This window comes from Pseudoalteromonas sp. APC 3691 (assembly GCF_030408135.1).
Taxonomy (GTDB): domain Bacteria; phylum Pseudomonadota; class Gammaproteobacteria; order Enterobacterales; family Alteromonadaceae; genus Pseudoalteromonas.
On the sequence record NZ_JASDCB010000049.1, the window covers coordinates 1 to 25,403 of the forward strand.

The following is a 25,403-nucleotide window of genomic DNA, read 5'->3' on the forward strand; positions in this document are numbered from 1 at the left end:
GCACGCTTTAACATTTTCTTTTTAACTAAGCGCCCTTGTTCATTGCAGCACACCACATGGAAAAATCTTTTTGCTATGTCTAAACCAATTGTTGTAATCTTCATTTTGGTCTTCTCCCTTTGATTATTGTAACCACTTTAATCATGGCACATAGATGCCGTATAGGGAGGAGACCATTACATCAGGTTAGTCACTAAATCGACTTTATAGCTAACTCTAAATTGCTTAGCGCGCAACCAAACTCTTTTGCATTTACGCGATGATACTGTGTGTCACTCGCTGCTGTAAGGCTAATTATAAACTCGTCTTGTTGAGCGACCGCACTTTGCTCTTGGCTTAGGCACATAGCTTGAGTAAGTGAGCGAAGCTTTGAATTTGTTAAAATTGAGCCAAAACGCTGCACAGGCAGTGGAGGTATTTTTATAGCCGGTAACGCTTGGCTTATAGTTCGCTCACTCAGAGTAAACGTATTGTTGGTAATATCAATTACGCTACTAGCAGGCCAGTACGAATAACGATAGTTATTACCATCTTTTTGAGGCTTGCCTTGCTCAGTTAAGTGCACTACACCACTTTTACCTATTACGGTTATTAAACTACCTTCTGGCGATTTAATAACAACCAAAGCCGTATTTTCATCAATACCAAAACCATGTTGAATCTCTGTTTTAGTATTATTTACTTCGTTTTTATTTAGCGCTGCTGCAAGCCTAAATGTACGGTTTTGTTCGCTAAATTGAGTATCTAGTACACCAAAGTTAAAACTGCCCAGCCCACCAGCATTAGTGTTATTTTCATTTTTGCGAAGTGCCTCAAGGCTTGTCGTATTTGTAAGCATGCCCGTCACTTTACTCTGGATTGCAGCGCCCGCTCCTTCACCTACAATTACTGGTCGAGTTTGCAATGCTTGCGTCCACGGGTATGGGTTATTGTTTTGATCAAATAATACTTTGTGAGTTAATGCTGCATTACCGCTATTAAACATTACACCTGTACTATTTTTAATAAGTGATACAAGTGCATTAGTGCCACTTTTGCATAAAGCGTATTCGGCTGTTATACGATCGGGATAAATCACTTCACGGTTATACACATTCATTAATGTATTTCTGAGAGCGGGTAATTCATCGCACGAGTTACTCGTAATCGCTTTAGCAAGCGCTGGCGTTAGTGCTAACCATTGAGTGTTTATATTTGATTGTGCTAAAAGACTCTGCGCTACATCTGCCGACTCATAAGGGTCGCGGCTCGATGCCGTAATAGCAAGCATGGTGGGGGTTGCATTATTAACTTTTAAACTGCCCGACATAAATTGTAAAATATTATTAGTCGCGGCCTCGTTATTAAAATCGGTATTTACTTGCTCTTTTAAGCGCTCACCGTTCTTATTAAGGAGCGGTACTTCTAACATATCAAATACAAAGTTGTATTCTTGCTGAGTCAGGCTTTCTAATTGCTGGTTATTTATATCGCGCCACTGCCAAAGTAAATCTACTTTTGCTACGCTATTTGACGATTTACCTAGCAAGGTTGTAAGTGTTTTTAATACAGCCGTTTTTGCCTCAATGTTATTACTAGGCCACTGCTGCGCGATGGTTTTTATTTGAGAGTTGCTAACAGCATATAAATTATGTGACTTACCATCAATAACAGCCTCTTTTTGGCAATTATTAAGCTTTTCGCTAGTACAGGTTGCAAGCTCTGAGCCCACTAAAATTAAAGTTTGGCTTTGCTCTTGAGCCACTGCATTTATTGAAAAACCAGCACCGAACAATGCCACTACCATACCTAGTAACTTCGGCTGTTGATCATGTAAAAATGCACATATCATAATGTAAACTCTAATATAAATAATAAAACTAATATTCTGTAGTTTAACAGCTAGCCACTTGCGCCTAAATATATTTTTATAAATGTTAAATAATTCAAGTCTCTGATAAACGATAGGGTTAAGCACTGCATTTAAATACATTGTTTAGTTTGCCCCTCTGTCTTAGTAAATATTATCTAAACAAATTTAAACGGAGCATTTATTGACCAATTTCATTGTTTGAATTACGGTGGTGAATTATTTTATGTAACTGGGGTGAAATATGGACTTTTCTAATGAAGAGATAAATTTTTTTGCTGAGTTATTTAAGCCTAATAAAAAGTCACATGCTCACAACAGTCACGTTTTAACGTTACAAAGTTCAGTACCAGCCAATATTGCTCACTTACTTAGTAGCGCTAATTTAACCCTGCTCGCAGAGGTTGCACACTATCAGTTATGGTTTCCGTTGGACTTAAAAATTGATAGCGCCGGTATAATCAAACCTATTTTAAACGCCCCCGAAGTAATAGACACACAAGGCACACTGCGCAGTTGGCGCTGGAGTGAGCTAAATATTAAAAGCCAAGGGTTTAAAATTGAATCAATATCAAACACGGGGATGTTTTTAAAACCCCTCAGAAAAGGTAACCATTTAAATAAATCGCAGCACATGGAATTTAGTTTGCCTAACAAACAAAGTATTTCGATGGAAATAGAACCCGTAAGGCAAAGCATGCAAGGTATAGCCGCTAAAATAACGCAAATTCATAGCGGTCAAGAACAACTAAGAGCTTACCTATTTGAAGAACATAAACGTCAACATGCTAAATTATACGAGAATGGCCAATTAGTTGAGCAGCTAATTTAATAGGTGTTTACCCCGCTATACTTGCATTTAGTTGGCTTTATTTAACTCCCTCTCAATGTTAATCTGTACCCTTATTAATAAATCATAAGGATATGACAATGCCAGGTGCTTTTGCGCACATCACTGCTGTTAATATTGCAACGCAAACCAAGTCACTCGCTAAAATGGATATGCCTAAAAAAGCAAAGCTTATTTTAAGCCAACGCCAAGCATACCTTGAACTAGGCTGTGTAGCCCCCGATTATCCTTACTTAGCTGTAGCGCAGCCTAGCCAAAATGCGTGGGCCGACCTAATGCACTATGAGCACACAGGCGATTTACTTAAAGCCATGATTGAATACTGTAAAACACTTGAAGGTGAAGCATTTGAAAAGTGTTTTGCCTGGTTATGCGGTTATATGGCCCATGTTGCTGCAGATATAACAGTGCATCCGGTTGTTGAATTAAAAGTAGGCCCTTACGCGCAAAACCAAACGGCGCACCGTACCTGCGAAATGAATCAAGACGCGTTTATTTGGCAACGTTTAAACTTAGGTGAGTTAGGTTATGCTGACCGCGTGCAACAAAATATTGGATCTTGTACTAACAAAGACGATAATTTTGATACCGATATTGCAAAAATTTGGCGACATGCTTTATTAACGGTTCACCCAAGCTACGCAGCACAACACGCTCCTAACTTTAATTCATGGCATAACGGTTTTCAGCTTGTAGTAAATAATGTTGAAGAAAGCTATCGATTATTTGCCTGTGCACGCCATGTTGCTGCTGATTTAGGCTTGTTTTATCCTCGCCCAAACGAAGTAGACCCCACTTTTATTGAACAACTAAAAACGCCGCACGAGCCTATGCATTACAACGATATTTTTGACTTTGCCGTTAGTAACATTCAGCACTACATAACCATTATTGCCAATGCCATATTTTTAGATACTGATTACAGTGCAATTAAAAATTGGAACCTAGATACAGGCTACGATGAACACAACACGATGACGGTATGGAGCAAATAAAATGAAACACTTACTTTGTATAAGCCTCATAGTATTACTTAGCGGTTGCTACACTCCTAAAAACAACAATCCAGAAGTGATGGCCGACTTAGCCTCACAATTAAAAGATATTGCTACAGCCGTTGATGGCACACTAAAATTTAGTGAAACACCCTATTCAACAACTGATGAATTGTTAAAAGCTGCTGTTAATAACGATTTAAGCAAACTTGCACCCTTTGGGGAATACACGCTTATTGTAAACGTACAAGATGATAACGCAGTGCTACTTTTATGTGATGCCAATACTGCTTTAATTGAAGATGCAGGCTGTACTGCTCAATCAGATATACAGCATTGGGGAGCAGGAGTTATTCATCAGTGCAAAATAACTATAAACGCCCAACAGCTCTGTAACTAGGTAGTAAAATACCTGCTATACATTTAAAGTTGAGCCGTCATCTCTTTGGGGTTAAACACTAAGCCATGGAGGCTAACATGCTCTGCAAAATTTTCGGCTGACATTGGTTTCGCAAAGTAAAAGCCCTGAAATTCTTTACACCCCATTTGCGCCATTATTGCTACTTGCTCTTGGGTTTCTACTCCTTCGGCTACACACTTAATATCAAGCTCTTCACACATAACGTGCACCGCTTTAACTAAACTTTTTTGACGCGTAGAACTTGTTACTTGACTGATTAATGAGCGATCTAACTTAAGTTTGTTAATAGGGTAATCGGCAAGGCGTGCAATATTAGAATACCCCACTCCAAAATCATCAACCGAAATAGTAAAACCCCACGATTGCAGTGTTTGCATAAGCTTTAGCGAATGCGCTTGGTTTGCCTCAAGAGAGGTTTCAGTCAGTTCTAACTCTATTTGAGGTGGCTTTACGTTGAAGTCGGCAAGGTATTTAACCAGTTTTGACATAAAATCGGTTTGGCTAAAATCAATTAGAGATATATTTATTGCCACCGGCACACTCGGTAAACCCGCCTTAGTCCAATTGGCAATTTGAGCGCAGACTTTTTGAATAATCAGATCGGTTAACCTACTGACCATTCTGTATTCTTCAGCAATAGGAATAAATACCACTGGCGACACATTACCTAGTATAGGACTGTTCCAACGCGCTAAAGCTTCAAGCCCTATACATTTACCCGTTGCATCTACTTTAGGTTGATAGTGTACCGACAAATCGCCCTGCTGAAGCGCTTCGTCTAATAACATCGAAATTTCGTATTTTTCGATAAAAGCTTGTGATTTCTTTTCGTTATAACCACTTAGAGGCATATTACAGTTTGCAACTTTAAGTGCTTCGCACGCATTACTAAGTACTGTTGTGCTGTTTTTTCCGTGATCAGGATACTTTGCAAAACCAAATAAAAATGATTGCTGACACTTAGTGCCAAACACATTATAAGTTTTATCTAATGTATTTTTTATTTGCATTAATAGCTTATCTTCAAGCTCGTTTTGCGAGTTTGCGCCAATTATAAAAGCAAGCTTTCCTACTCCTATATGGGCACACAACAACGGCCCATCTGCCATCGCCTTTAAACGCTTATACGCGTTAATAAGTAATGCTTGAGAGTCGGCTTTAGTGAGCTTTAAATTTAAGTATTCACTATTTGCACTTTGGGTAACAACGATAAAAAAACCTTTTTGGTATTTGCTTGTTAATCTGTTGCATTGCAGCTCAAACCATTCTCTATTGGGGAGTTTTGTTTGCGAGTCTCTAAAGCGTAAACGTTTATTTTCTTGTTCCATCATCGATAAGTTTTGTTTAATGAGCTGCTCTTGCGTGCAATCGTAAAAGTCGTATACACGGTAGTTTGTACTCATTGTTATTTGCTGGTAGCAGGCTTTAAAATAGCTTTTTTTGTACTTCACAATTTTATTTTGAGCATTAGGGGCGTCAAAAACTAAAGTAGGAAATAAATGAGAAAGGTTAACGCATTCTTCTTTTAATTCTTTTTTTATACCAAACATATCAATAGCGTGTTGATTAAAATCAGTAATGACAAGGTTTTCGTCAACAATAATTTTGGCTTTATTTGATTCGGTGAACAAGCTTCGATAAAGCTCATTTTTATCTTTAAGGTGTGTATTAGCGCTTATCATTGTTTTGTTTAAACGCTTAGCAGCCACAATTGTGCGTGCCACAGCAAGGGGAATACAAATGTTAAAAAATAAGAATATAAGCCCTGTAATGTATAAGCTGGCATCGGGAAGTTGTTGAGCAATGCCAGTTAAGCCCGATACATCAACGTTATTGATAATCATATAAAACGGTACAATATTTAATACGCCATAAGCAAGGGCTGTTCTATAACCAAGGAGCATAAGTGCGATTATTGGGCAGGAATACATATACATAGAGCCCACTTTAGCAAGCTCTAGGTCTGTTAAAAATAAGTTCATTGACACGCTAGCAGCTACAATGGCTATTAAAAGTACATGAGCGCTGAAGTGATAAAAACGCTTACTTGCTATAAGCAAACCGCATACAGTCGCAAAAAAACTGCTTGTTAATACAACAATATAAATTAAGTTAAACTCAATAGCGCTTGCGTACGTGTGGCACACCACAGCAAAACATAACACCATTACTAATGATAGAATAATGCGCAGTGCACTTACTCGCCAATTAGCAACCTGATCAGGGGCTGAATAGTGATCGTTTAATAAAAAGAACCTATTGAAAAAATGCATAATAAACAACAGTTAAAGCTCATTCTTCTATTAGACATTGATAACTTGTTAAAATCAATCAAATGAATATAATTTCTATTTACATTGTTCTATAAAATAGACAGGTGTAAACCTGCTCGTTAGCCGTTAAACATTCATTTTTCGAGTGTTTTTACAGTTATCCTCTTTAAGCGCGAAACCACTGCATCCTAAAAATTCACCGTGCTTAGATTTTCGTTTACGCATTTCGCGACCACACTTTTCACAAATTGGATGCTGCGTTTTACACTCTGTATTCACACATTGTGAATACGTGCTTTTATCAACCGATGGGCTACTACAGCTTTTACACACTCGTAGTTTAGTTTCGCAAATCTGCGTATTAGTACAGCTATAATAATCACCATACTGACCCGTTTTTGGCACAATTAATCCGTCGCTGCACGTATTACACTCTCTTTGCTTTAGTTGCGACTTGTTAAACAACGTGGAGCCGATTTGAATAGGATAATCGTCATTTACTAGTTCTTTTACAAACGCTGAGCATGCATAAGGGTCTGCAATTAAATACGCTTTATTTTTTGCGCGCGTAATACCTACATAAAGCAAACGCCTTTCTTCTGAGTGAGTGAATTCATCTTGCTCTGGTAATAACGACTCCACCAGCACGTTATTTTGATTATCGCTAGGAAACCCTAATTTACCTTGTTCAAAACCAATAATAATACAGTAATCGGCTTCAAGCCCCTTAGCGCTATGCAATGTCCAAAAATAAAGAGGGTTTGTATGCTTTTTATCTTTTAAATGCTGCTGCACGCTATTTAACATGTATCGGTATCGACTAAGTATGGCAATACTCGCTGATGCATCGTTTTTTTGAATAGTGCTTATGCTCTGCTGTACTTTTATTTCTATCGATTTAGTGCCTTGGTATAAATCGTCTAACAAAATAACTTGTGGTGTGGTTACTTGCGTATGTGTGCTGATCTGCTTTTTATATTGCTCAGGGTTTTGCATTACAAAGCGCCCCGCTACATCACTAATACTATTGTTATATCTAAATGTTTTTTGCAACATAGTAAGTGAGTGGCTGCCCACTAATTCATTAAAGCGTGTAGTAAGCGCTAAATTACCACCCGAGAACCGATAAATTGCTTGCCAGTCATCACCTACCGCAGTAAAGCGTATTCCGTTACCATATTTTAATATCGCATTTAAAAAGCCCATACGCGCACTTGATATATCTTGAAACTCATCAACTAAAATGTGGCTCCACGGAATATTAAAGTCTCCGCTTACTATCGCCTTTGTCGCTTGAATAATCATGTCGTCAAAATCAATGGCATTTTGCGTGCTTAGTTCATTTATATAGGCGTCATGAATTTGCACTAACAAGTTTGCATATTGTTGATAGTTTTTAATACCACTTTGCTTGATGCGCTGCGCTATTTGCTTATTACTTAGTTGCTCCACTCGAATAGCTTGTAAGCATTTTATGTACTTATCAATGCCTTGCTGTAACTGCCCTGAGTTATTTAAAGTATGAAATATTTCGTCGTTACTCATAGGTGTTAATTCAACATTATGCTGCTTTAATTGCTTTGCGAGAGTTTGCTCTAGCTTTCCTTCTACCCAGTTGTAATGAAAGGTCTCGAGTAAAGTGGTGCCATTTTTTTTATGTAACTTACGCTTAAGTGCAATTTGCTCGTTATAGTGTTTTTTATCTATATCGGCACGAGTATTCCCTTGCCTATCAATGCCAAAGTGCTCTAAGTAAATATCGTATTGAGGTATATAAAAGTCTGGTTGGTATTGCCCACTTAGCTCTGCGCCTTGATTAAAGTGATAATTCACCTCATAACTGTGCGCCACGCAATTCAAATGTAGCCAGTTTGAAATAAGCACTTCCTGATAACTTTTTACTTTATGACCCGCAAGGCTACGGTATTCGTTATCGCGTACGTATCGCTCGTACTGTGCATTATCTTTAAAGCTAAATATATCAATCGGCTCATGGAGTAAATCTACAAATGCTTTTAAAAACTGTGGCTCGGTTTGTATTTTTTTACTTACCCACCCAGTTAACCAACTATTTAATTGAACTGGGTCGGTTGCAAATTTTGACAACTCGATTGGCTTTTTAGCACTTTGTAATAATTTAAGCCCAAGCGCATGAAACGTTAAAATAGTGGGTACTTTGGTATGCAAGTTTGCATGCGTGGCGCGTTTAATAAAGCGCTCTTTAAGCTCCTTTGCTGCTGTTTTATTATAGGCCAGCACCAAAATTTGCTCAGGCTTGGCAATATTGCATGCTATTAAATCTAAAGACTTTGCTACCATCACAGATGTTTTACCTGTGCCTGCTGCCGCTAATACTAAATTTTTATCGTTATCGCGTATTACCGCTAAGCGCTGCTCTGTTGTTAATGGATTTGACTCTACTTGATTAAAAAAGTCATTTTTAAGAGTTAGTTGTTTTTTTTCATATTTATGGCGCAACTGTGCAATTGCATCGTGAGTATTGGGTGTAGTGCTCAGTATATTTAAAAATTTAATACTACTTGGCGATAAGTGCTGTTGCCACACACTTGTACTTTTAGCGTACTGCTTGGTAAGCAAAAATACATCATTATTAAGTGTTTTTATGGAACTATCACGTAAAAACTCATCTAAAGCATAGCGCTTGAGCGAAATCTTTGCGTTATTTACCTTTTGCTCAAGCAGGGCTGAAAACCGCGTGTTAAGGGCCGTATTTAAAGCGTTCGCTTGTGATTTGTTTAAAAAGCTAATTGATGTATTACTACTGTCGCACAAATTAATTTTGCCGCTAAATAAACGGTTTTTAAATATTGAGTAATTATAAAAGTCTTTAATTAAAAATGTCCATGCGGGAGCACCTCTAAAATGCACAACAAGGCGCTCTTGTTCAATAGCTACGTGTTTAATACGGGTAAAAAAACGGCCTAGCCAACTTGGAGTAGCAATATACTGCGCCATAATACTCAATATGAAGATATGCTTTACCTTAATTGTAACATACTCTTTTGTAATACATTTAGCGCTAAATCGATGCTTACTTAGTAAACAATTTCATTGGTAAGTTAGTTTTTAAACCTGGTGGTTAATACTTTATTTACAACCATTAACAAATTTAAACATTTATAGATAGCTTGTTGTGTAACAATGCACATATACAAACTTACACTTCATATAATTGTTAGGTATATCCCCAATTAAACAATTATTTACAGCCTAATTAAGTGGTTTAAAGGAGCTAACATGCTTAAAAAATGCATTACCACAACGGCTTTAATTTTAGCATTATGCGCTTGCACGTCAGAAACAGAGTCGGATTTAGTAAAAACACAAGGTATTTGGGCAGGTTTTGAACTAGTTTCTGACGGTAACCGCACGCGTGTTAACGCAGAACTAAATGCAGGCGATGCTAATGGCTCTAACATTGTTTTAAGCGATAGCGACTCATTACAAGCTGTTGTTAATAGCACTGCTATTGTACTTACAAAAGATACCGACTTTTTAGACGTTGATTACCAAGCGTATATAAATGCCACTGACGATAACCAACAGTTTGATATAAAATTTAAACGAGACGATGGCATAAATGCTAATTCGAGCGTGGAGTTGCCTTTAAATTTTATTATTTTAACCCCGAGTAACAATCAAAATTTTGATATTAATAGTCCCCTTACAGTTCAGCTAGATGGCACTGATCCTAATAGTACTAGCCAAGTAGAACTTAGCAGTAGCTGCACTAACAATAATAATGAAACACTTTTACAATCAACGCTTTTTGCGCTTAACACTTCGCGCCTTGAAATAAATCTGCAAAGTTTAGATATGTTTAGCAGCTCGCAAGTAGATCAAGGTAAAACGTGTGATTTAACAATTAGTGTGAAACGCGATCGATTCGGTAGTATTTCGGGTGAATACGCAAACCAAAGCTATATTAAATCCCAGCAATCGCGCGCTATAAAAAATATGACTTTAACGTTTTAATTTGCACGCTAATTTACTCAGCGTTAAGCTACGCCTTTATTAAGTAACTCTACCAATTGTAATTGCCCTCCTTATTTATAGGAAAGCTAATAACAATTGATATAAAGGTTTATTATGACTAACAGCACATACCCTATTGGCACACCTGGCAAAAAATGGAATGACAACGATAAAGCCCAGTGGTTAACACGCCAAAACATTAAACGCAGTTACCAAAACGAAGTCGTAACGCTAATTAATGACCTTAAGAGCACCTTAGATATAGAGCAATACGGCGAGCTTAATTACACCGCTGGCACTTACCCATTATATATATTAAAAACGCCTAACTTTAATGCTAATAAACCAACTGTTTTAATCACCGGTGGTGTACATGGCTACGAAACCAGTGGCGTACATGGCGCACTTAGGTTTGCTAAAACATCGGCTATGCAATATTGCGAACAGTTTAATATTATTGTTGCCCCCTGCATTAGTCCTTGGGGATATGAGACTATAAACCGCTGGAACCCAGACGCTATTGATCCTAATCGCTCATTTTACGAGGGCAGCCCAGCTCAAGAATCAGCCGCTATTATGGCGTTTGTAAAATCATTAGGTACTGACTTAATCGCTCATATTGATTTACACGAAACAACAGATAGCGATAACAGTGAATTTAGACCCGCACTCGCTGCGCGTGAAGGCACTACAAATACTAACTGGAACATACCTGACGGGTTTTATTTAGTTGCAGATACCAAAAAGCCTGAGCCGGAGTTTCAAAAAGTCATTATAGAAAGCGTTGCAAAGGTAACTCATATTGCACCGAGCGATGAAAATAACCAGCTAATAGGCGTACCTCAAGAGCAATTTGGCGTGATTAACTATGCAGCACGCGATTTAGGTTTATGTATGGGCTTTACTGATGCACCCTATGTAACTACTACAGAAGTGTACCCAGATAGCCCAACAGCCACCGATGAAGAATGTATTTTGGCACAAGTCGCGGTTATAACTAGCGCGCTAAATTACATTACAACCTCTACAAAAGATTAACCACTATTAAAGAGCGGGTACTCATTAAATTAAGTACCCGCCCAACCAAGAAACAATCTGATAACAAAAAACAACCCAAAAGAACTGGTTTTATTGAATTTAAAGGTATAAGGTTAGCCTTCCCTCAAATTCAAGGAGTATACATTGGGGTTTAAAAACAAATATGGACAGGTAAGCCTTTACACTGAAAATAACGTTGTTATCGCTCACTTTGCGGGATACATCACCTCAGGGCTTCTTCGTGCGTTTAAAATTGAACTATGCGAAAAAATAAAATCACTCAACAATCAGCCTTGGGCCTATATTAGTGATTCTTTTGATGTTTTAGCTGCAACGCCTGAGGCAGAAAAAGAGATGATAGATATTAGCCATTTAATGAAAGCAAATAACTGCCTGTGTAGTGCGTTTGTACTCACTTCAGCTATCGCTATAAATCAAATGAAACGCATTTTAAAGTGCGCAAAAAGAAACGTTAATTTTAGTGAGTGCCTATTTACCGATTTAGATAGCGCTAAACAGTTTATTTCTCACAACTTAAAAAGTAAGCAAGGCCAACTGATATAAAAATCGTTGATCTTGCTTTATCAATCTTAGTTTTTGTAAAACTGACTGTCTTTGGTTATCGTAATGCTGGCGTTTTCTTGCGCTGTTACAATAAATTGTAACTTACTCACTTTACGTTCAATATCGTAACCATCGGCTGTTACAGTAACGGGAACTCTTTTCATCGCACCCGGTTGTACAAGCGTAGATTTCGGACTTGAGAGCGTTGCCCCAGGCAAACCCTCTATGGCAATACTGTAATGCAGTGCTTGCTGCGTTTTATTAATAATAGTAAGTGTGTAAGGGTTTTCTACTAGGCCCTCGTAGTTCACTCTATAAAGCGCATTCCTATCGCGTAGTACTGAGGCTTCTATTGGTGTACGTTGCAGCATCCATGCAAACATAGATATTATTAACAAAGCCGTTAATGCGCCATACCCTACTAGCTTTAACCTAAATGGATTAGTTTTTTTACCTTCCATTTGTTTCTCACTGGCGTATTTAATTAAGCCTTTCTCGTAACCAAATTTCTCCATGGTATCGTCGCAGGCATCAATACATAAGCCACAATTTATACATTCATATTGCAATCCATTTCGAATGTCTATTCCTGCAGGGCATACCTCTACACACAAGTTACAGTCTACACAGTCACCTAAGTTAAGCTCTTTGGGGTCAGCTTTGCGTTTACGTGGTCCTCGGCTTTCACCTCGCTCGTTATCATATGTAACAAGCAACGTATCTTTATCAAACATAACAGCTTGAAAACGAGAATAAGGGCAAGCAATTGTGCACATTTTTTCGCGTAAAAACCCTGCATTGCCATAAGTACAAAAAGCGAATAAAAACACCCAAAAGCTCGTTATACCTGACCACTCAAACGTAAGCATTTCCATATACAAACTTTTAGCCGGAATAAAATACGCCATAAACGAGGTGGCAGTTAAAATAGAAATAACAATCCACGCACTGTGCTTAGTTATTTTTTTTCGCCAAGTGCTTAGCGTCCACTGTGATTTATCTAATTTAATTCGCTGATTTCGAGTGCCTTCTATGCGTTGCTCTACCCACGAAAACATGAGCATCCATATTGTTTGCGGGCACGTATATCCACACCAAACCCGACCAAGCCAGTTAGTTATAAAAAATAATGCAAAAGCCCCCACCATAAATAGCAGCGCTAAAATCATAAAATCTTGAGGAAGGAGTGTTAAACCAAAAATAGTAAAGGTTTGCGTTGCCACATCAAGCAGCACAGCTTGTTGACCGTTATATTGAATCCACGGTATTGCAATAAAAGTTAGCATTAACAGCCAACCTAAATTACGGCGTATGCGCTGAAAAAATCCTTTTTGCTCGCGGATATAAATTGGCCATTCGGTGTTATAGGGCTTAATGATCATGTCTTCTTCTTTTATATCAAACTTCATAGTACTTGCTTCATAATGACGGGTATTAAGCAAGTATTTGCAACTTTCAGACCAAGCTGAAACTTTAATTACTTCATTGATATTAAAGAAATTATTTTAAAAAACAAAAACCGAGATCGCGATATAAAGCGCATATCGCGATATATCACGATTTTTTAGTGATTCCCAGCTTTCGCATTTTTGAGCGTAGTGTACTCTCAGGTAAGCCCAACTTAACTGCCGCCCCTTTATCGCCCGATATTTGCCAGTGCGATAACGCAAGAACAGAGGTTATATGCTGTTTTTGCGCTTCATCAAGCGTAAGTGAAGGATTAATAACGACTTCGCCACCCGCTTGCAAAGGCTGGCTTAGCTGAAGCACAGCCTGATTAGATAAAATAGCTTCGCGTTCCAGTACATTTTGCAGCTCTCTAATGTTGCCTGGCCAATCATAGGCTTGCAGTTGTGTAATTGCTTTTTTACTTAGCCCTTTTAAATGTTTACCCAGTCGTTTATTTAGCTGCGCAATTAAATTAGCGCATAAATAAGGAATATCCTCTTTTCGATCTTTAAGGGCGGGTACTTTTATAGGAAATACATTGAGCCGATAATACAAATCAATTCTAAACGTGCCTTTTTGTACCATTTCCCACAGGTCGCGATTAGTCGCTGCAATTACTCTAATATTTACTTTTAGCGTATTGCTGCCACCTACACGTTCAAACTCTTGTTCTTGGAGGACTCTAAGCAGTTTACTTTGCGCCTCAAGTGGAAGCTCTGCTATTTCATCTAAAAACAAGGTGCCTTTATCAGCAAGTTCAAAACGCCCTTTACGGGGTTCATTTGCACCTGTAAATGCGCCTTTTTCATGGCCAAAAAGTTCCGATTCTAGCAAACTTGGGGTAAATGCGGCGCAATTTACTTTTATAAAGGCTTGTTCGCTACGCTTGCTTAGTCGATACAAATTACGGGCTACTAATTCTTTACCCGTGCCATTTTCGCCAAGTATAAGCACTGTGCTGTCGGTTTCACTTACCAGTTTTATTTGATCTAACATGGTTTGAAATATATGACTTTGTCCAACTAGCCCTGAGTCTTGCCAATCTTCGTTAAGTTCTGCAATTAAGTAGTTGTTTTCATCTTTTAGCTGCTCACTTAAATGCTTTACTTGCTCAAGTGCCTCTTGCAGTGCATTTTGTGTTTGCTGTTGCAGTGATATATCGCGAAATACCGCTACAGCACCAATTAACTCATCATTTTGATAAACCGGTGTTGAGGTGTATTCCACTGCAAATGAGCTACCGTCTTTACGCCAAAAAACTTCATTTTTAACTTCACGACGTTTGCCGTCAAACATGGTGCAGTAAATTTGGCATTCATCTGCGGGATAAGGTGTGCCATCAGCATGAGTATGGTGATGATATTGGTGTATTTTTTTACCTAATAGCTCCTCAGCCCGCCAGCCGGTCATGCGCTCAGCGGCAGGATTAACAAACACCGCATTACCCGATAGGTCAAAACCGTATATGCCCTCACCTACTGCGTTTAGCAATAATTTAGGATCATTTAAAAATTGTTTTATCATAAATACACCTCGCGAAATATCGCGAGCATTATGGCAATTTTACACACTAAGTGCACTCATTACTTAAAATGCACTCACGTGCCCATTAAAACGCTATAAATAGTGCTGAAATAGCGTTTTCACATCTATTTTTGCACCTAGCCTTGCGGCTATTAAATAAAGCCCTGCAAGTTTTCGGTGAATAAATAGGGCATCAACGGGCGGTGTGTGCCATTGCTGAGATTGTGCACTAAGAGCAAGCCCTGCATTTTTAATTTTGAGCGCGAGTTCGCTGTTTTTAAAATCAAATTTTCCTTCTGCTCTTAGTGGCTCGCACGCCATTAAGAATAAATCAATGACGTTGTTTTTATACTCATCAACTAAGTCATTTTTAAAATAACCAATATGTGAAGCCGCTTTAAGTACACCTTCTCTGTTGTTTTCACTACCCGCTTTAAATAAAGCTAAATACGCTAAACTAAGCACTGTTGATATTTCTCGGGTTGCACCAAAATCAAATAAAACAATTTTTTGTGTATCAAGCTGATAATGAAAATTGGCAAAGTTAGGGTCGGTTTGAATTAATTTAAATTCAAACATTTCTTTAAAAAACAAATCAATAAGTTGCTCTGCAACAAAGCTTTTTTGACTATCAGGTAGCTGTGTAATGCTCTCAATGGGCTCTGCTTTTATATATTCCATAGTAAGTACTTGTTGTGTGCTGTGCTCTGGATATACGTTAGGCACTTTAAAGTGGGGATTAGTTGCTAGTGCATTTTTATAACGTATTAAGTACTGAGCCTCCCGCTTATAATCAGCCTCGGCTAATAACTGCGCTTTAGCCTCACTAATAAGTGGTTTAATATTAAGATCTTTTGGCAATAATCGAGAAATCGTTAATAAAGAAATAACGTTATCGACATCACTTACTACACTTTTTGCAATACCAGGGTATTGAATTTTAACAGCCAGTTGCTCACCATTCTCCTTGTAAGCTAAATGAACTTGCCCTATAGAAGCCGCTGCAAAAGGTCTTAATTCAATATGAGAAAAACGCGCTAGCCACTCATCCCCCCATTGCTCTTTTAACACTTCAACAAGCTGCTTATGAGGCATTGGATTCGCGTCTGAGCGCAGTAAAGCAAGTAACTGAGACAATTCAGGACTAAGTAAATCACCGGCATCCATTGAAAGCAATTGCCCGAGCTTCATTGCGGCGCCACGTAAATGAGATAGCTGTATAGCTAGTTTTTCAATGTTTTTAGGTTGTAGCAGTAAGCTTTTATTGTCCCAACCTTTACCTGTTAGCGCGCTCTTAGCGCCATCAACTAACATGTTGGTAGCAACACCTGTGGCAAGTGAGCCTAATTTTGCAAAGCGAGAAAGCCTAGAAGTGGGAACAGTACGAGGAGCCGCCATAATATTAAAACCTAATTAGCCTGAAAGTCAGGCTAATTAATACGTATATTATAAGTAGGTAGATCTACTTATAGACGAGGTACTAGCTTAATTGCACCTTCAACCACTTTCATATCAAGTGGAAGCTTACTAAGTAGCATCATTTTAGGGTCATCCATATTTAGAGTATAAACAGGGTTAACCGCTAAAAAAGCATTAATCACATCCATTGCTTGGCTATCAAGTGCACCTAAATTACCTTTGAAACCACCGGCATCAACACTCGAATCAAGTAATTTAATATTACGTAAAAACACCGCTTTTTTCTCACTGTCGTAAAATGGGCTACCTTCAATTTGTAGCTTTAAACGCACTGGGTATTTAAGTGCGAATGCATTAATTTCAGCGCTTGAATCAGCACCAAGAACAACAACGTCGCGGTTATCAGGCCCAATATTTACGCTCAAATCATTTACATCAAACTGAACTGGCAAACCCATTAAGCTTACTTTTTCACTTAACTTTGGTAATTGCTTACCCAGTACAGACTCAACCTCAGAGTTAGTAAATGAATATACTGATATGCCTTGCGTGGTATTACAGGCAGTTAAAAATAACGCTGCAATAATAACTAAAATTCTCATGAGAACCCTTTTGTTTATAAATTAGTGGTACATAAAAAAGCCGCTATTAAAGCGGCTTATTAAAATAGTAACCAGCATATATTACGCTGGTTCTAGGGCGTGTTGACCTTTGTGGATTGAAATTTGTTCAATCTAGGGTCGATTTAATCGCGGCGTGAGGTTTGTAACCTAGCGGGCTAAGTCAAAACCGAGCAACAAAGAGTTAATCGTCCCTAGAAAGAACCAAAGGGCAGCGCATGTTTGGCATTTATGCTGCGTTATCGCCTATTTATGGGGAATAACCACACTACATAGACTCTGCCTTGCCTAAATACCAAACAGTCTGCTGCAAATTCAACCACGAAAGGTCAACACGCCCTAGTGCATTAAGCTGCAAGTGTCGCTTTAAGTCGCGTTAGTGTGTCAGGTTCAACTGAACCGCTACTGAGCGCTAATAACTGTTTTAAATAATAGTTTAAATCAGCATGTTCGCCACGATGTTTGTCATCTAACATGGCTACTTGTTCTGCCATTCTAAGTGACTTATCAGTTGAACTTACGTTCGCTAATATTTCCATGCGCGTAATAAGTTGATCTGTATTTAATGCTGTTTTAAGTGGTGCTTGATACTGACTTGGTAACGCTTCATTGTTTTCAAGTGCTGTAATTAACGCATCTAGATTAGCTTGCTCTGATTTGCTTGTAAGCAATGCAAGTTTATCGTCAATAGCTGCTAGTAGCTTAGTAACTTTTGGCGCTAACGATCTAAATTGCGTGTACCCTTTCACTTTTGTTTCTAGGTCGTGCAACTGTGCTCTTTGATTTACATCGCTAAGTGCTGCTTCAAGCTCAGCAAGTTCTGCAACTGCTTGTTTATCTGACTCATTTTGATCAAGTTTTTGCTGCTCAAATTCACTACTACGTTTAGTAAATGTTTCATCGTTATACTGACGAAACTTTTGCCATAACGCATTTTCAGCTTTTAAACCTGCAAAACCAATTGTTTGCCATTGCTGCTGCATTTGCTTCAACTCTTGGCACGCAGCGGCTAAATCATCGCTTTGTGATAATTGCTGCGCTTTTTCTACTAATTCATTTTTAAGTACGGCATTACTTTTATGAAATGCGTTTAATAAAGCCAGTACTTGTTGTTGCTCGCTTTTATAACGATCGTTTAGTGTACGGTATGTTTTAGGATCAACTTTACCTACACTGCGCCACGCTTTGTTTAAACGATTGTATTGGCTTTCATATTGCTTCCAATCAAAGTCATCCTCAGCCGTAGGCTGTAAATGAAGCGCGTGCATGTCGCTAATAATACTTTCGCGTTGTGCTTTTGAGGCCTCGCGTTGTACTTCTTGCTCTGCAAAGTAACTACGACAAGGTGCAAATAACAGCTCGATTTTTTCATCAAACTGTACGCCTTGTTGCTTTTCTTCATCTGTATCTAAGCGACCTAACTCATTCCAACGTTTGCGTAGCACTTTTACTTGCTCTGCACGTTGTTGTGGGTCAGTACACTCTTCACTTACTAATGCGCTTACTTCTTCTAATAAAGCTTCACGCTTTGGTGCTGCAGCGTATTTTTGCCAATCTTTAGCATCTGCAAGTTGCGCTTCAAGTTCCGCTTTTATGTTTGCAAGCGGCTGTTGATATTGCTCAGTAAGTGTATTAAATAACTCTTCAAACCCTTTAAACACGCCAAAGGCAACATTAAATCGACCTTCTTCAATTAGGCGTTTAACATCACGAGCTTTGCGTTTTGCTTGGCTTTGGTTTTTTTCAAGTGGCTTAACTAGCTCATTCATTGGTGCTAAAAATTGCTTTTTATACGTATTTAACTGTGTTTTAAAGGTACTTTGCAGTGCGCTATCTAAAATATTCAAATGACTACGCGCTGCTTTAAAACCATTATTAAATTCAGTTAGAATTTCATCGTATTGTGCTAAATCTTCTGCTGGCTTAATTTCGCATAATGCTGCAAAAGCGAGTTTGTACTCTTTAATAGCCGTTGTTAGCTCAGGTAACTTAGCAACTTGAGTAAATAGTTTTTCTAACTTGCTTACAGCCAGTTTAGATTGCGCATTATTAGCAAGTTCTGTTTCGCTAATAGCTTGCTTAGCTTGCGCTACTTTTGTATCAAGCCAATCTTGCTGAATTTGCTCTGGTGTTTCAAGGCCTAGCTGTAAGGCGTTTTCTATTTCTTCACTTAACGCTTCAACAGTTGCAAGCGCTAGCAATTGGCGCTGTTGTAGCGCTAATTTTTGCTGCTCTTTGTCGTGTACCGCTTTTAGCTGTTCAATGTGTGCATCTAACTTAGTGGTAATCGAAATATATTTTTCGTCAAGAAGCTTAACACGCTCATCACTTAGCCATTTAAGCTCAAGTGCTTGCCACTGGGCCATTAATTCGCCGGCTTGTGGATTTACAACACCAAAATCTGTTTTTTCACGTAAGGCATTTAACTTAGCTAAAATAACACGTGTTGCACTTTCAACCTGTAGTGGCATTTCAATTGCTAAACGCTCATTTTCAATATGCGTTTCAAGTGCTGCTTTTGCACCACCCTTTGCATGCTTTACTAATGGCTTAATTAATTGATGAGTAATAACAAGTTCAACTAATTGAGCTTGTAGCTCTTCGCTACCTTCTTTAAATGCTTTTTCTACTAGTTTTGGATTTGCTAAACGTTTTAATAATTTAACGCGTACTTGCAGTTCTTTTTCTGCAAACGCTAACTTTTCGAGTGTTTTAACGGGTGCAAAACGCTCTATGTATTCGTTTTTAATTTGCGGTGTTAGTGCACTCTCGCTATTTAAAACAGCATTAGATATTTGCAGCTCTGCGATATCTTTTAATGCTTGATCTTGTTTATATGCTTTCCACCAAAGTGGTAACTCGTTTACTTTTTGTAGTGCTTTGCGGCGTATTTCAGCTGAACTATCTTCAAGTGCTAACGTGTTTAATATGGTTGCATCACGTTCAATGTTTAATTTTTCGATAGCATCAAGACGTACTTGTTGCTTAGGGTGTTTCCATTTTGGTGTAAAAAGGTGCTTAAAGATCATGTTCACTAAACCTAGCTATTTCGTTGTCTGATTTAAATTCTTTTTGTAGTTGAGCTTTTGTCTTTTGGATCATTTCACCATTAGCACCAATCGTAAATTGCTCATTTGATTGAGCCACTTTTGCTTGATACAACATAACCAACTGCACTGTTTGTTGCTTTTGCTCGTCTGATAAAACAGTTCCGTCTGGCCATTTTCCAGTAGACGCACCGTATTGCAAGCGTTCGAATAATTCGGGAGTAATATTTTGTACAAGATTGTCGATATTCATGTCATTTTTTCTTTTTTAGAGTCACTAAAACAATACGGTTAATAAGATACCAAATACACCCTACGCCAATAGCCGCAGTATAAGCATACCACTGAAGCGTTTTTTCTTGCGGTTGTAAAAAGTACAAACAGAAAAAACCACCTAAAAATAAGATAAGCGCTAAAAAGGAGTGATTTATAAACATCTGCTTTTTTTTAATTCGCTGTTCGCGCTGAAGTTGTAAAACTTGCTCGTCGTTTAGCTCTGCAATATTGCTTTCGCAATGCGGACATTGCTTATGTTTATCTGAAATTGATTTTGCACATTTTGGGCAACGAATGATCGCCATACTTCTCTCCATACTACGCATAAAAAAAGCGCCTTTCGGCGCCTTTATTGTACTTGTTTTATTTCTCGTTGTCTTTTTTGAATTCAAACCAATAACTGATTTAGAGACGATAATCTAACAAGTTACTCATTAAGTTTAGTTACTCAGTGTCTTTTGACTGTTTCCCTAAACGTTTTTCCCAGAAAGTGGCATTTTTAATACCTAGTTTGACAGGGTCAAATGTGATTTTTCCACCTTTTTTCTTCTGATCTTCGTAATCGCTCAAACATAGTAAAGCAGGCTTAGCTACAAAGAAAATAGCTAAGATACCCAATATGTTAATCCAGGCCATTAAACCAACGCCAATATCTCCAATAGTCCAGATATAACCTGAATTATTAACCATACCGTATGCAACCATAAACATAATCACGAACTTCACGAGGACAAGTGGGATATTGCCTTTAAAATAACGATTTAAGTAAGCAATATTAGTTTCTGCAATAAAGTAATAAGCGAGTATTGTGGTAAAGGCAAAGAAGAATAATGCAATACCGACAAATGCTTGTCCAAAGCTGCCAAATACACTAAATAAAGCCATTTGAGTAAAGGCTGCTGAACCGACCTCAGTCGCTGCATCAACATTTTGTACAATGAACTGCCCTGCTGGTAACTCACCCACAACATTGTATTGCTGCGTTATTAAAATCATGAGTGCTGTTGCAGTACATACAAAAATGGTATCAACATAAACAGAGAAAGCTTGCACTAAACCCTGTTGAGCAGGGTGATCAACCTCTGCTGCTGCGGCTGCATGAGGCCCACTACCTTGCCCTGCTTCATTAGAATATATACCACGCTTAACGCCCCAACCAATAGCGGCACCAAAACCGGCCTGCGCAGTAAATGCATCACTAATAATTAAATAGAATATATCGCCTACTTTATCTAAATTTAAAAATACCACGATTAATGCCAGTACTATGTAACCAAGCGCCATAAATGGCACTACTATTTGCGTAAAGTTCGCAATACGTTTTATACCGCCAAAAATAATAAACGCTAAAACAATAAGGATTATTGCCAAAGCGACTAACTTAAAGCTACCTACATCACCAAAACTAGTCGAGACCATATTGCCATCGCCAAATACTTGGGTAAACGCATTACCTACCGCATTCGCTTGTACACCAGGCAGAAAAACACCACATGCAATAATTGCCGAAACAGCAAATAAGACAGCCAACCATTTTTGTCCTAAACAACGGTCAAAATAATAGGCTGGGCCACCACGATATTGCCCGTCTTCTTCTGTTTTATAAATTTGGCCTAAAGTTGATTCTGCGTAAGCAGTACTTGCACCTAGAAAAGCAACAACCCACATCCAAAAAATAGCACCTGGCCCACCAAAACCGATAGCTGCTGCCACACCTGCGATATTACCAACGCCTACGCGTCCAGACAACGATACTGCAAGGGCTTGAAAAGATGAAATACCTTTATCAGACGTGTTAGGACTAAATAATAACTTACACATTTCTTTAAAATGTCTAACTTGAGCAAATCTAGTTAGTACTGAATAAAACAAGCCTGCGCCTAGGCATAAATAGATGAGTGCATTACTCCAAACAACATCATTAACAGCGCTTACAAAAGCTTCCATGGATATCCTCTATAGTTATATTTATTATTTTTTAATTACGAGACTCTGTTTTAGCTACTACGCTACATAAGCTTTACGAAATAAGATTTCACCTCTTCCGCCCCGACTCATGATTTAATTAATATTAACTTAAGTACCCCAAGGTTGTTAACACTTAATTTTCAAAATATATAATTACACACTTGGCAAAAGGCACTACATCTGTAGTATTTAAATGAAAGTAGATTGATTTGTACCGATACGGTGATGATACGCAGCGAAGAAGCGTTGAAAACGTTTTAAGAATAAAGCTGCTATATGATTATTATTTTTTATACAAAGGGTTTTATTAAAAGCAAAAAGGGTATCAAAACTATTGATACCCTTTTAGATAAGCGTTTTATCTTAAATCATCAACAACATTAACAATAGCCGCTAATGTATCTTGACCAAATTGATAAGAACGACGGTCTGACCAGCCATAGTCTGGATCAGGTAAATCGTTGTTGTCTTTAAATGGCATTTCAATTGTGTACGTTAATGCTTTGAATTCTTCAGCAGTAGCTGATGAACCTACCGTAAGGTTAGCTTGACCTGGCTCATCTTTTGGATAGCCATGCTCATCTTGAAACTCTGGAGTAATAGTCAAAAGCGCAGCTTTAAAGCTATCTTCAAGGCCTTTAAGACGAGCATCGTAACTTGGAATACCTTCACTGCCTGCCACAAAGTTATAAGGTATAGCTTCATCACCGTGTATGTCTAAGTGCATATCTAAGCCAGCTTCGCGCATTTTATTAAGCACTAAGTAAACCTCAGGGCTATTTTCCATACTTGGTGTTTGCCATTCACGGTTTAAGTTAACGCCTTTAGCATTAGTACGAAGATGTCCGCGTGCGCTGCCATCTGGATTCATATTTGGCACAACGTAAAACACTGCTTTTGATAGAAGCGCAGCTGCATGTGGATCCTCGTCATCAAGAAGTTTGTGCAGTAGACCTTCAACATACCACTCTGCCATTGTTTCACCTGGATGTTGACGTGCTGTGATCCAGATGTTTTTCTTATCTTCACTTGGCTCACCAATTTTAAGCACACTCATATCGCGGCCATCGAGTGTTTCACCAAGCGTTATTAATTGGCAAGCACCTTGGCTTTGTGCCCAAGACAATAAATCTAAATGGCGGTCGTAACTGTATGGTGCAAAGTAAGCAAAATAAACACTGCCGCACTCTGGTTCAATTTCAAAGCTTAATGTGCCATTTTCATAGCTTGATGGTACGCGAAACCATGTTTGACGGTCATATGATGCAACAGCTTGATACCCTTCCCAACCATCTGGGTAAGCTGATTTATCAAGCTCATTAATATTTAACTTATGCAATTGGTAAGGTGTTGTTTCAAGACGAAAGTGAAACCACTGATAAAATTCAGACTGGTGATCTTTATTAATTTCTAATTGAATATTTAAAGGATCGGTGGCTTCAATAACTTTGATATTACCACTGTCGAAATTGCTGCTGATTTTCATGGAAAAACCTTTAGGTTGAATAAGTTTATCTGTTTATTAATTCACAGAACTGACATTATTTTGTAAATAGTAAAACGAATGTGCATTTTCTTAATTAAAGCCTATCACAAGGCATACACTTTAAAAATAATACACGACCAAAAAAGCCAGCAACATGCTGGCTTTTAAGTCACTGCAAATAAATTAGCGAGGTAAGCTTGGGAATGACACTTCGGCCATATCGCGCATACAACGAACTACTTGGCAGCTGTAACCAAACTCATTGTCGTACCATACATACAAAACGATACGGTTATCTTCAACAATCGTTGCTTGTGAATCAACAACACCTGCGTAACGGCTACCTACTAAATCGGTAGATACAATTTCCGTTGATGCGGTGTAATCAATTTGGTCACGTAAGTCTGAATGAAGTGCAGTATCGCGTAAAAATGCGTTTAGCTCTTCAACTGATGTGCTTGTTGCTAAGTTAAGATTTAAAATAGCTAGCGACACATTAGGTGTAGGTACGCGGATTGCGTTACCTGTTAATTTGCCTTCAAGCTCTGGTAATGCTTTTGAAACCGCTTTTGCAGCCCCTGTTTCAGTAATTACCATGTTAAGTGCTGCGGCACGGCCACGGCGCTCTGCTTTGTGGTAGTTATCAATAAGGTTTTGATCGTTCGTGTACGAGTGTACAGTTTCAACATGACCATTATTAATACCAAACTTATCGTTTAGTGCTTTAAGCGTTGGTGTAATTGCATTAGTTGTACAGCTTGCTGCACAAACGATTTTATCTTCAGGTAAAATATCTTTGTTATTAACACCATATACGATGTTTTTGATATTACCTTTTGCAGGAGCTGTTAATAATACTTTTGCAGCGCCCTTACACTCTAGATGCTGGCCAAGGCCCGCTTCGTCTTTCCAAATACCGGTGTTATCAACAATTAATGCATCGTCGATACCGTATTGAGTGTAATCAATTTCGCTAGGAGAGTTAGCGTAAATAACTTGAATGTAGCTACCGTTAGCTTTAATTGCATTACGCTCTTTATCAATAGTGATTGAACCATTGAAAGGACCGTGAATTGAATCACGACGCAGTAAGCTTGCGCGCTTTTCAAGATCCCCATCTTTACCGCCACGCACAACAATAGCGCGCAAACGTAAATCTGCATATGGACCTGATTTTTCAATTAATAAACGCGCTAGTAAACGACCAATACGACCAAAACCATACAATACAACATCGCGTGGTTCTTTCGCTGGTAAGTCAGCTATTTCTGCAAGTTCATCTTTTACAAATTCTTCTACTGAGCGGCCTTTAGCTGCTTCTGTGAACAAATAGCTATATGCAAGTTTACCAATATCAATACGCGCAGAGTTTAATTCCATTTTGCTGATAGCTTCTAAAAATGGAAAGCTTTCGCGCAAACGTAATTTAGTGCCTTCAAACTGAGCAACGGTTTTGTGAGATTTGATAATATCAATAGTACTGGCATTTACGAGAGGACGGCCATATACAGCGATTTCGATACCACGATTACGGTAAAGTTTACCAATGATTGGTTGCATGCTTTCTGCGTAATCTTGGCGCTCTTGCCAACTATTTGTGTATTCTAACTCGTGAGATGAGGTCATTT

19 protein-coding genes and 1 pseudogene are annotated in these 25,403 nt (G+C 38.4%); 6 read left to right on the forward strand and 14 right to left on the reverse strand.

Features of this window, described 5'->3' with window-relative positions; all coding sequences use genetic code 11:
- Both QL998_RS14610 and QL998_RS14615 read right to left on the reverse strand, forming a co-directional pair.
- Window positions 1-104 (reverse strand): annotated as a pseudogene (locus tag QL998_RS14610) (IS110 family transposase); the annotation flags it as partial.
- A gap of 89 nt (window positions 105-193) precedes the next feature.
- Complete coding sequence (locus QL998_RS14615; protein ID WP_290192960.1) at window positions 194-1,831, reverse strand: cyanophycinase; 1,638 nt, start codon at window positions 1,829-1,831, stop codon at window positions 194-196.
- Window positions 1,832-2,093: 262 nt separating this feature from the next.
- On the opposite strand from QL998_RS14615, the gene QL998_RS14620 reads away from it, so the two are divergent.
- The 3 genes from QL998_RS14620 (at window position 2,094) to QL998_RS14630 (ending at window position 4,094) form a co-directional block, all read left to right on the forward strand.
- The gene (locus QL998_RS14620; RefSeq protein ID WP_290192961.1) at window positions 2,094-2,681 is read left to right on the forward strand and encodes a hypothetical protein; all 588 of its coding nucleotides are present in this window, start codon (window positions 2,094-2,096) and stop codon (window positions 2,679-2,681) included.
- Window positions 2,682-2,779: 98 nt separating this feature from the next.
- Window positions 2,780-3,694 carry a zinc dependent phospholipase C family protein gene (locus QL998_RS14625; protein WP_182195900.1) on the forward strand — a complete coding sequence of 305 codons (915 nt, stop codon included), beginning with the start codon at window positions 2,780-2,782 and terminating at the stop codon, window positions 3,692-3,694.
- Between the two features lies 1 nt (window position 3,695).
- Complete coding sequence (locus QL998_RS14630) at window positions 3,696-4,094, forward strand: hypothetical protein (RefSeq protein WP_182195898.1); 399 nt, start codon at window positions 3,696-3,698, stop codon at window positions 4,092-4,094.
- A 23-nt stretch (window positions 4,095-4,117) separates the two neighbouring features.
- Here QL998_RS14630 and QL998_RS14635 read toward each other — a convergent pair whose 3' ends face one another.
- Window positions 4,118-6,388: an EAL domain-containing protein gene (locus QL998_RS14635; protein ID WP_290192962.1), complete on the reverse strand. Its 2,271-nt coding sequence runs from the start codon at window positions 6,386-6,388 to the stop codon at window positions 4,118-4,120.
- A gap of 126 nt (window positions 6,389-6,514) precedes the next feature.
- Window positions 6,515-9,364: a UvrD-helicase domain-containing protein gene (locus QL998_RS14640; RefSeq protein ID WP_290192963.1), complete on the reverse strand. Its 2,850-nt coding sequence runs from the start codon at window positions 9,362-9,364 to the stop codon at window positions 6,515-6,517.
- 282 nt (window positions 9,365-9,646) lie between these two features.
- Between QL998_RS14640 and QL998_RS14645 the strand changes: the two genes are divergently transcribed.
- From QL998_RS14645 to QL998_RS14655, 3 genes are all read left to right on the forward strand, one after another.
- Entirely contained in the window at window positions 9,647-10,384 is a 738-nt protein-coding gene (locus QL998_RS14645) for a hypothetical protein (RefSeq protein ID WP_024605022.1), read from the forward strand.
- 114 nt (window positions 10,385-10,498) lie between these two features.
- Window positions 10,499-11,422, forward strand: coding sequence for a M14 family metallocarboxypeptidase (locus QL998_RS14650; RefSeq protein WP_007580360.1), 924 nt, complete (start codon window positions 10,499-10,501; stop codon window positions 11,420-11,422).
- 144 nt (window positions 11,423-11,566) lie between these two features.
- Window positions 11,567-11,986: a hypothetical protein gene (locus QL998_RS14655; protein ID WP_290192964.1), complete on the forward strand. Its 420-nt coding sequence runs from the start codon at window positions 11,567-11,569 to the stop codon at window positions 11,984-11,986.
- 26 nt (window positions 11,987-12,012) lie between these two features.
- On the opposite strand, the gene ccoG is transcribed toward QL998_RS14655, so the two are convergent.
- From ccoG to QL998_RS14705, 10 genes are all read right to left on the reverse strand, one after another.
- A complete protein-coding gene (gene ccoG / locus QL998_RS14660; protein ID WP_290192965.1) occupies window positions 12,013-13,395 on the reverse strand; it encodes a cytochrome c oxidase accessory protein CcoG in 1,383 nt (460 codons plus the stop codon).
- Between the two features lie 145 nt (window positions 13,396-13,540).
- Complete coding sequence (locus QL998_RS14665) at window positions 13,541-14,959, reverse strand: sigma 54-interacting transcriptional regulator (protein WP_182195888.1); 1,419 nt, start codon at window positions 14,957-14,959, stop codon at window positions 13,541-13,543.
- A gap of 93 nt (window positions 14,960-15,052) precedes the next feature.
- Window positions 15,053-16,357 carry an AarF/ABC1/UbiB kinase family protein gene (locus tag QL998_RS14670; RefSeq protein WP_290192966.1) on the reverse strand — a complete coding sequence of 435 codons (1,305 nt, stop codon included), beginning with the start codon at window positions 16,355-16,357 and terminating at the stop codon, window positions 15,053-15,055.
- A gap of 68 nt (window positions 16,358-16,425) precedes the next feature.
- Complete coding sequence (locus tag QL998_RS14675) at window positions 16,426-16,980, reverse strand: DUF1439 domain-containing protein (RefSeq protein WP_002960677.1); 555 nt, start codon at window positions 16,978-16,980, stop codon at window positions 16,426-16,428.
- Between the two features lie 365 nt (window positions 16,981-17,345).
- Window positions 17,346-20,027: a DUF349 domain-containing protein gene (locus tag QL998_RS14680; RefSeq protein ID WP_290192967.1), complete on the reverse strand. Its 2,682-nt coding sequence runs from the start codon at window positions 20,025-20,027 to the stop codon at window positions 17,346-17,348.
- Window positions 20,017-20,298: a DUF1315 family protein gene (locus QL998_RS14685; RefSeq protein ID WP_007378333.1), complete on the reverse strand. Its 282-nt coding sequence runs from the start codon at window positions 20,296-20,298 to the stop codon at window positions 20,017-20,019. The genes QL998_RS14680 and QL998_RS14685 overlap by 11 nt, the downstream gene beginning before the upstream one ends.
- Before the next feature lies 1 nt (window position 20,299).
- The gene (locus QL998_RS14690) at window positions 20,300-20,626 is read right to left on the reverse strand and encodes a hypothetical protein (RefSeq protein ID WP_007580349.1); all 327 of its coding nucleotides are present in this window, start codon (window positions 20,624-20,626) and stop codon (window positions 20,300-20,302) included.
- Window positions 20,627-20,765: 139 nt separating this feature from the next.
- Window positions 20,766-22,268, reverse strand: coding sequence for an alanine/glycine:cation symporter family protein (locus QL998_RS14695; protein WP_024600457.1), 1,503 nt, complete (start codon window positions 22,266-22,268; stop codon window positions 20,766-20,768).
- 379 nt (window positions 22,269-22,647) lie between these two features.
- A complete protein-coding gene (locus QL998_RS14700) occupies window positions 22,648-23,775 on the reverse strand; it encodes a M14-type cytosolic carboxypeptidase (RefSeq protein ID WP_024600456.1) in 1,128 nt (375 codons plus the stop codon).
- 183 nt (window positions 23,776-23,958) lie between these two features.
- Entirely contained in the window at window positions 23,959-25,401 is a 1,443-nt protein-coding gene (locus QL998_RS14705; RefSeq protein WP_024600455.1) for a glyceraldehyde-3-phosphate dehydrogenase, read from the reverse strand.
- Window positions 25,402-25,403 lie beyond the last annotated feature (2 nt).

Excerpts from the sequence above, each read along its gene's own strand:
- QL998_RS14650 (WP_007580360.1), top strand. The coding sequence starts at position 10,499 with ATGACTAACAGCACATACCCTATTGGCACACCTGGCAAAAAATGGAAT.
- QL998_RS14645 (WP_024605022.1), top strand. The coding sequence starts at position 9,647 with ATGCTTAAAAAATGCATTACCACAACGGCTTTAATTTTAGCATTATGC.
- QL998_RS14690 (WP_007580349.1), bottom strand. The coding sequence starts at position 20,626 with ATGGCGATCATTCGTTGCCCAAAATGTGCAAAATCAATTTCAGATAAA.
- QL998_RS14640 (WP_290192963.1), bottom strand. The coding sequence starts at position 9,364 with ATGGCGCAGTATATTGCTACTCCAAGTTGGCTAGGCCGTTTTTTTACC.
- QL998_RS14680 (WP_290192967.1), bottom strand. The coding sequence starts at position 20,027 with ATGATCTTTAAGCACCTTTTTACACCAAAATGGAAACACCCTAAGCAA.
- QL998_RS14615 (WP_290192960.1), bottom strand. The coding sequence starts at position 1,831 with ATGATATGTGCATTTTTACATGATCAACAGCCGAAGTTACTAGGTATG.
- QL998_RS14675 (WP_002960677.1), bottom strand. The coding sequence starts at position 16,980 with ATGAGAATTTTAGTTATTATTGCAGCGTTATTTTTAACTGCCTGTAAT.
- QL998_RS14630 (WP_182195898.1), top strand. The coding sequence starts at position 3,696 with ATGAAACACTTACTTTGTATAAGCCTCATAGTATTACTTAGCGGTTGC.
- ccoG (WP_290192965.1), bottom strand. The coding sequence starts at position 13,395 with ATGAAGTTTGATATAAAAGAAGAAGACATGATCATTAAGCCCTATAAC.
- QL998_RS14620 (WP_290192961.1), top strand. The coding sequence starts at position 2,094 with ATGGACTTTTCTAATGAAGAGATAAATTTTTTTGCTGAGTTATTTAAG.
- QL998_RS14670 (WP_290192966.1), bottom strand. The coding sequence starts at position 16,357 with ATGGCGGCTCCTCGTACTGTTCCCACTTCTAGGCTTTCTCGCTTTGCA.
- QL998_RS14665 (WP_182195888.1), bottom strand. The coding sequence starts at position 14,959 with ATGATAAAACAATTTTTAAATGATCCTAAATTATTGCTAAACGCAGTA.
- QL998_RS14700 (WP_024600456.1), bottom strand. The coding sequence starts at position 23,775 with ATGAAAATCAGCAGCAATTTCGACAGTGGTAATATCAAAGTTATTGAA.
- QL998_RS14695 (WP_024600457.1), bottom strand. The coding sequence starts at position 22,268 with ATGGAAGCTTTTGTAAGCGCTGTTAATGATGTTGTTTGGAGTAATGCA.
- QL998_RS14635 (WP_290192962.1), bottom strand. The coding sequence starts at position 6,388 with ATGCATTTTTTCAATAGGTTCTTTTTATTAAACGATCACTATTCAGCC.
- QL998_RS14705 (WP_024600455.1), bottom strand. The coding sequence starts at position 25,401 with ATGACCTCATCTCACGAGTTAGAATACACAAATAGTTGGCAAGAGCGC.
- QL998_RS14685 (WP_007378333.1), bottom strand. The coding sequence starts at position 20,298 with ATGAATATCGACAATCTTGTACAAAATATTACTCCCGAATTATTCGAA.
- QL998_RS14625 (WP_182195900.1), top strand. The coding sequence starts at position 2,780 with ATGCCAGGTGCTTTTGCGCACATCACTGCTGTTAATATTGCAACGCAA.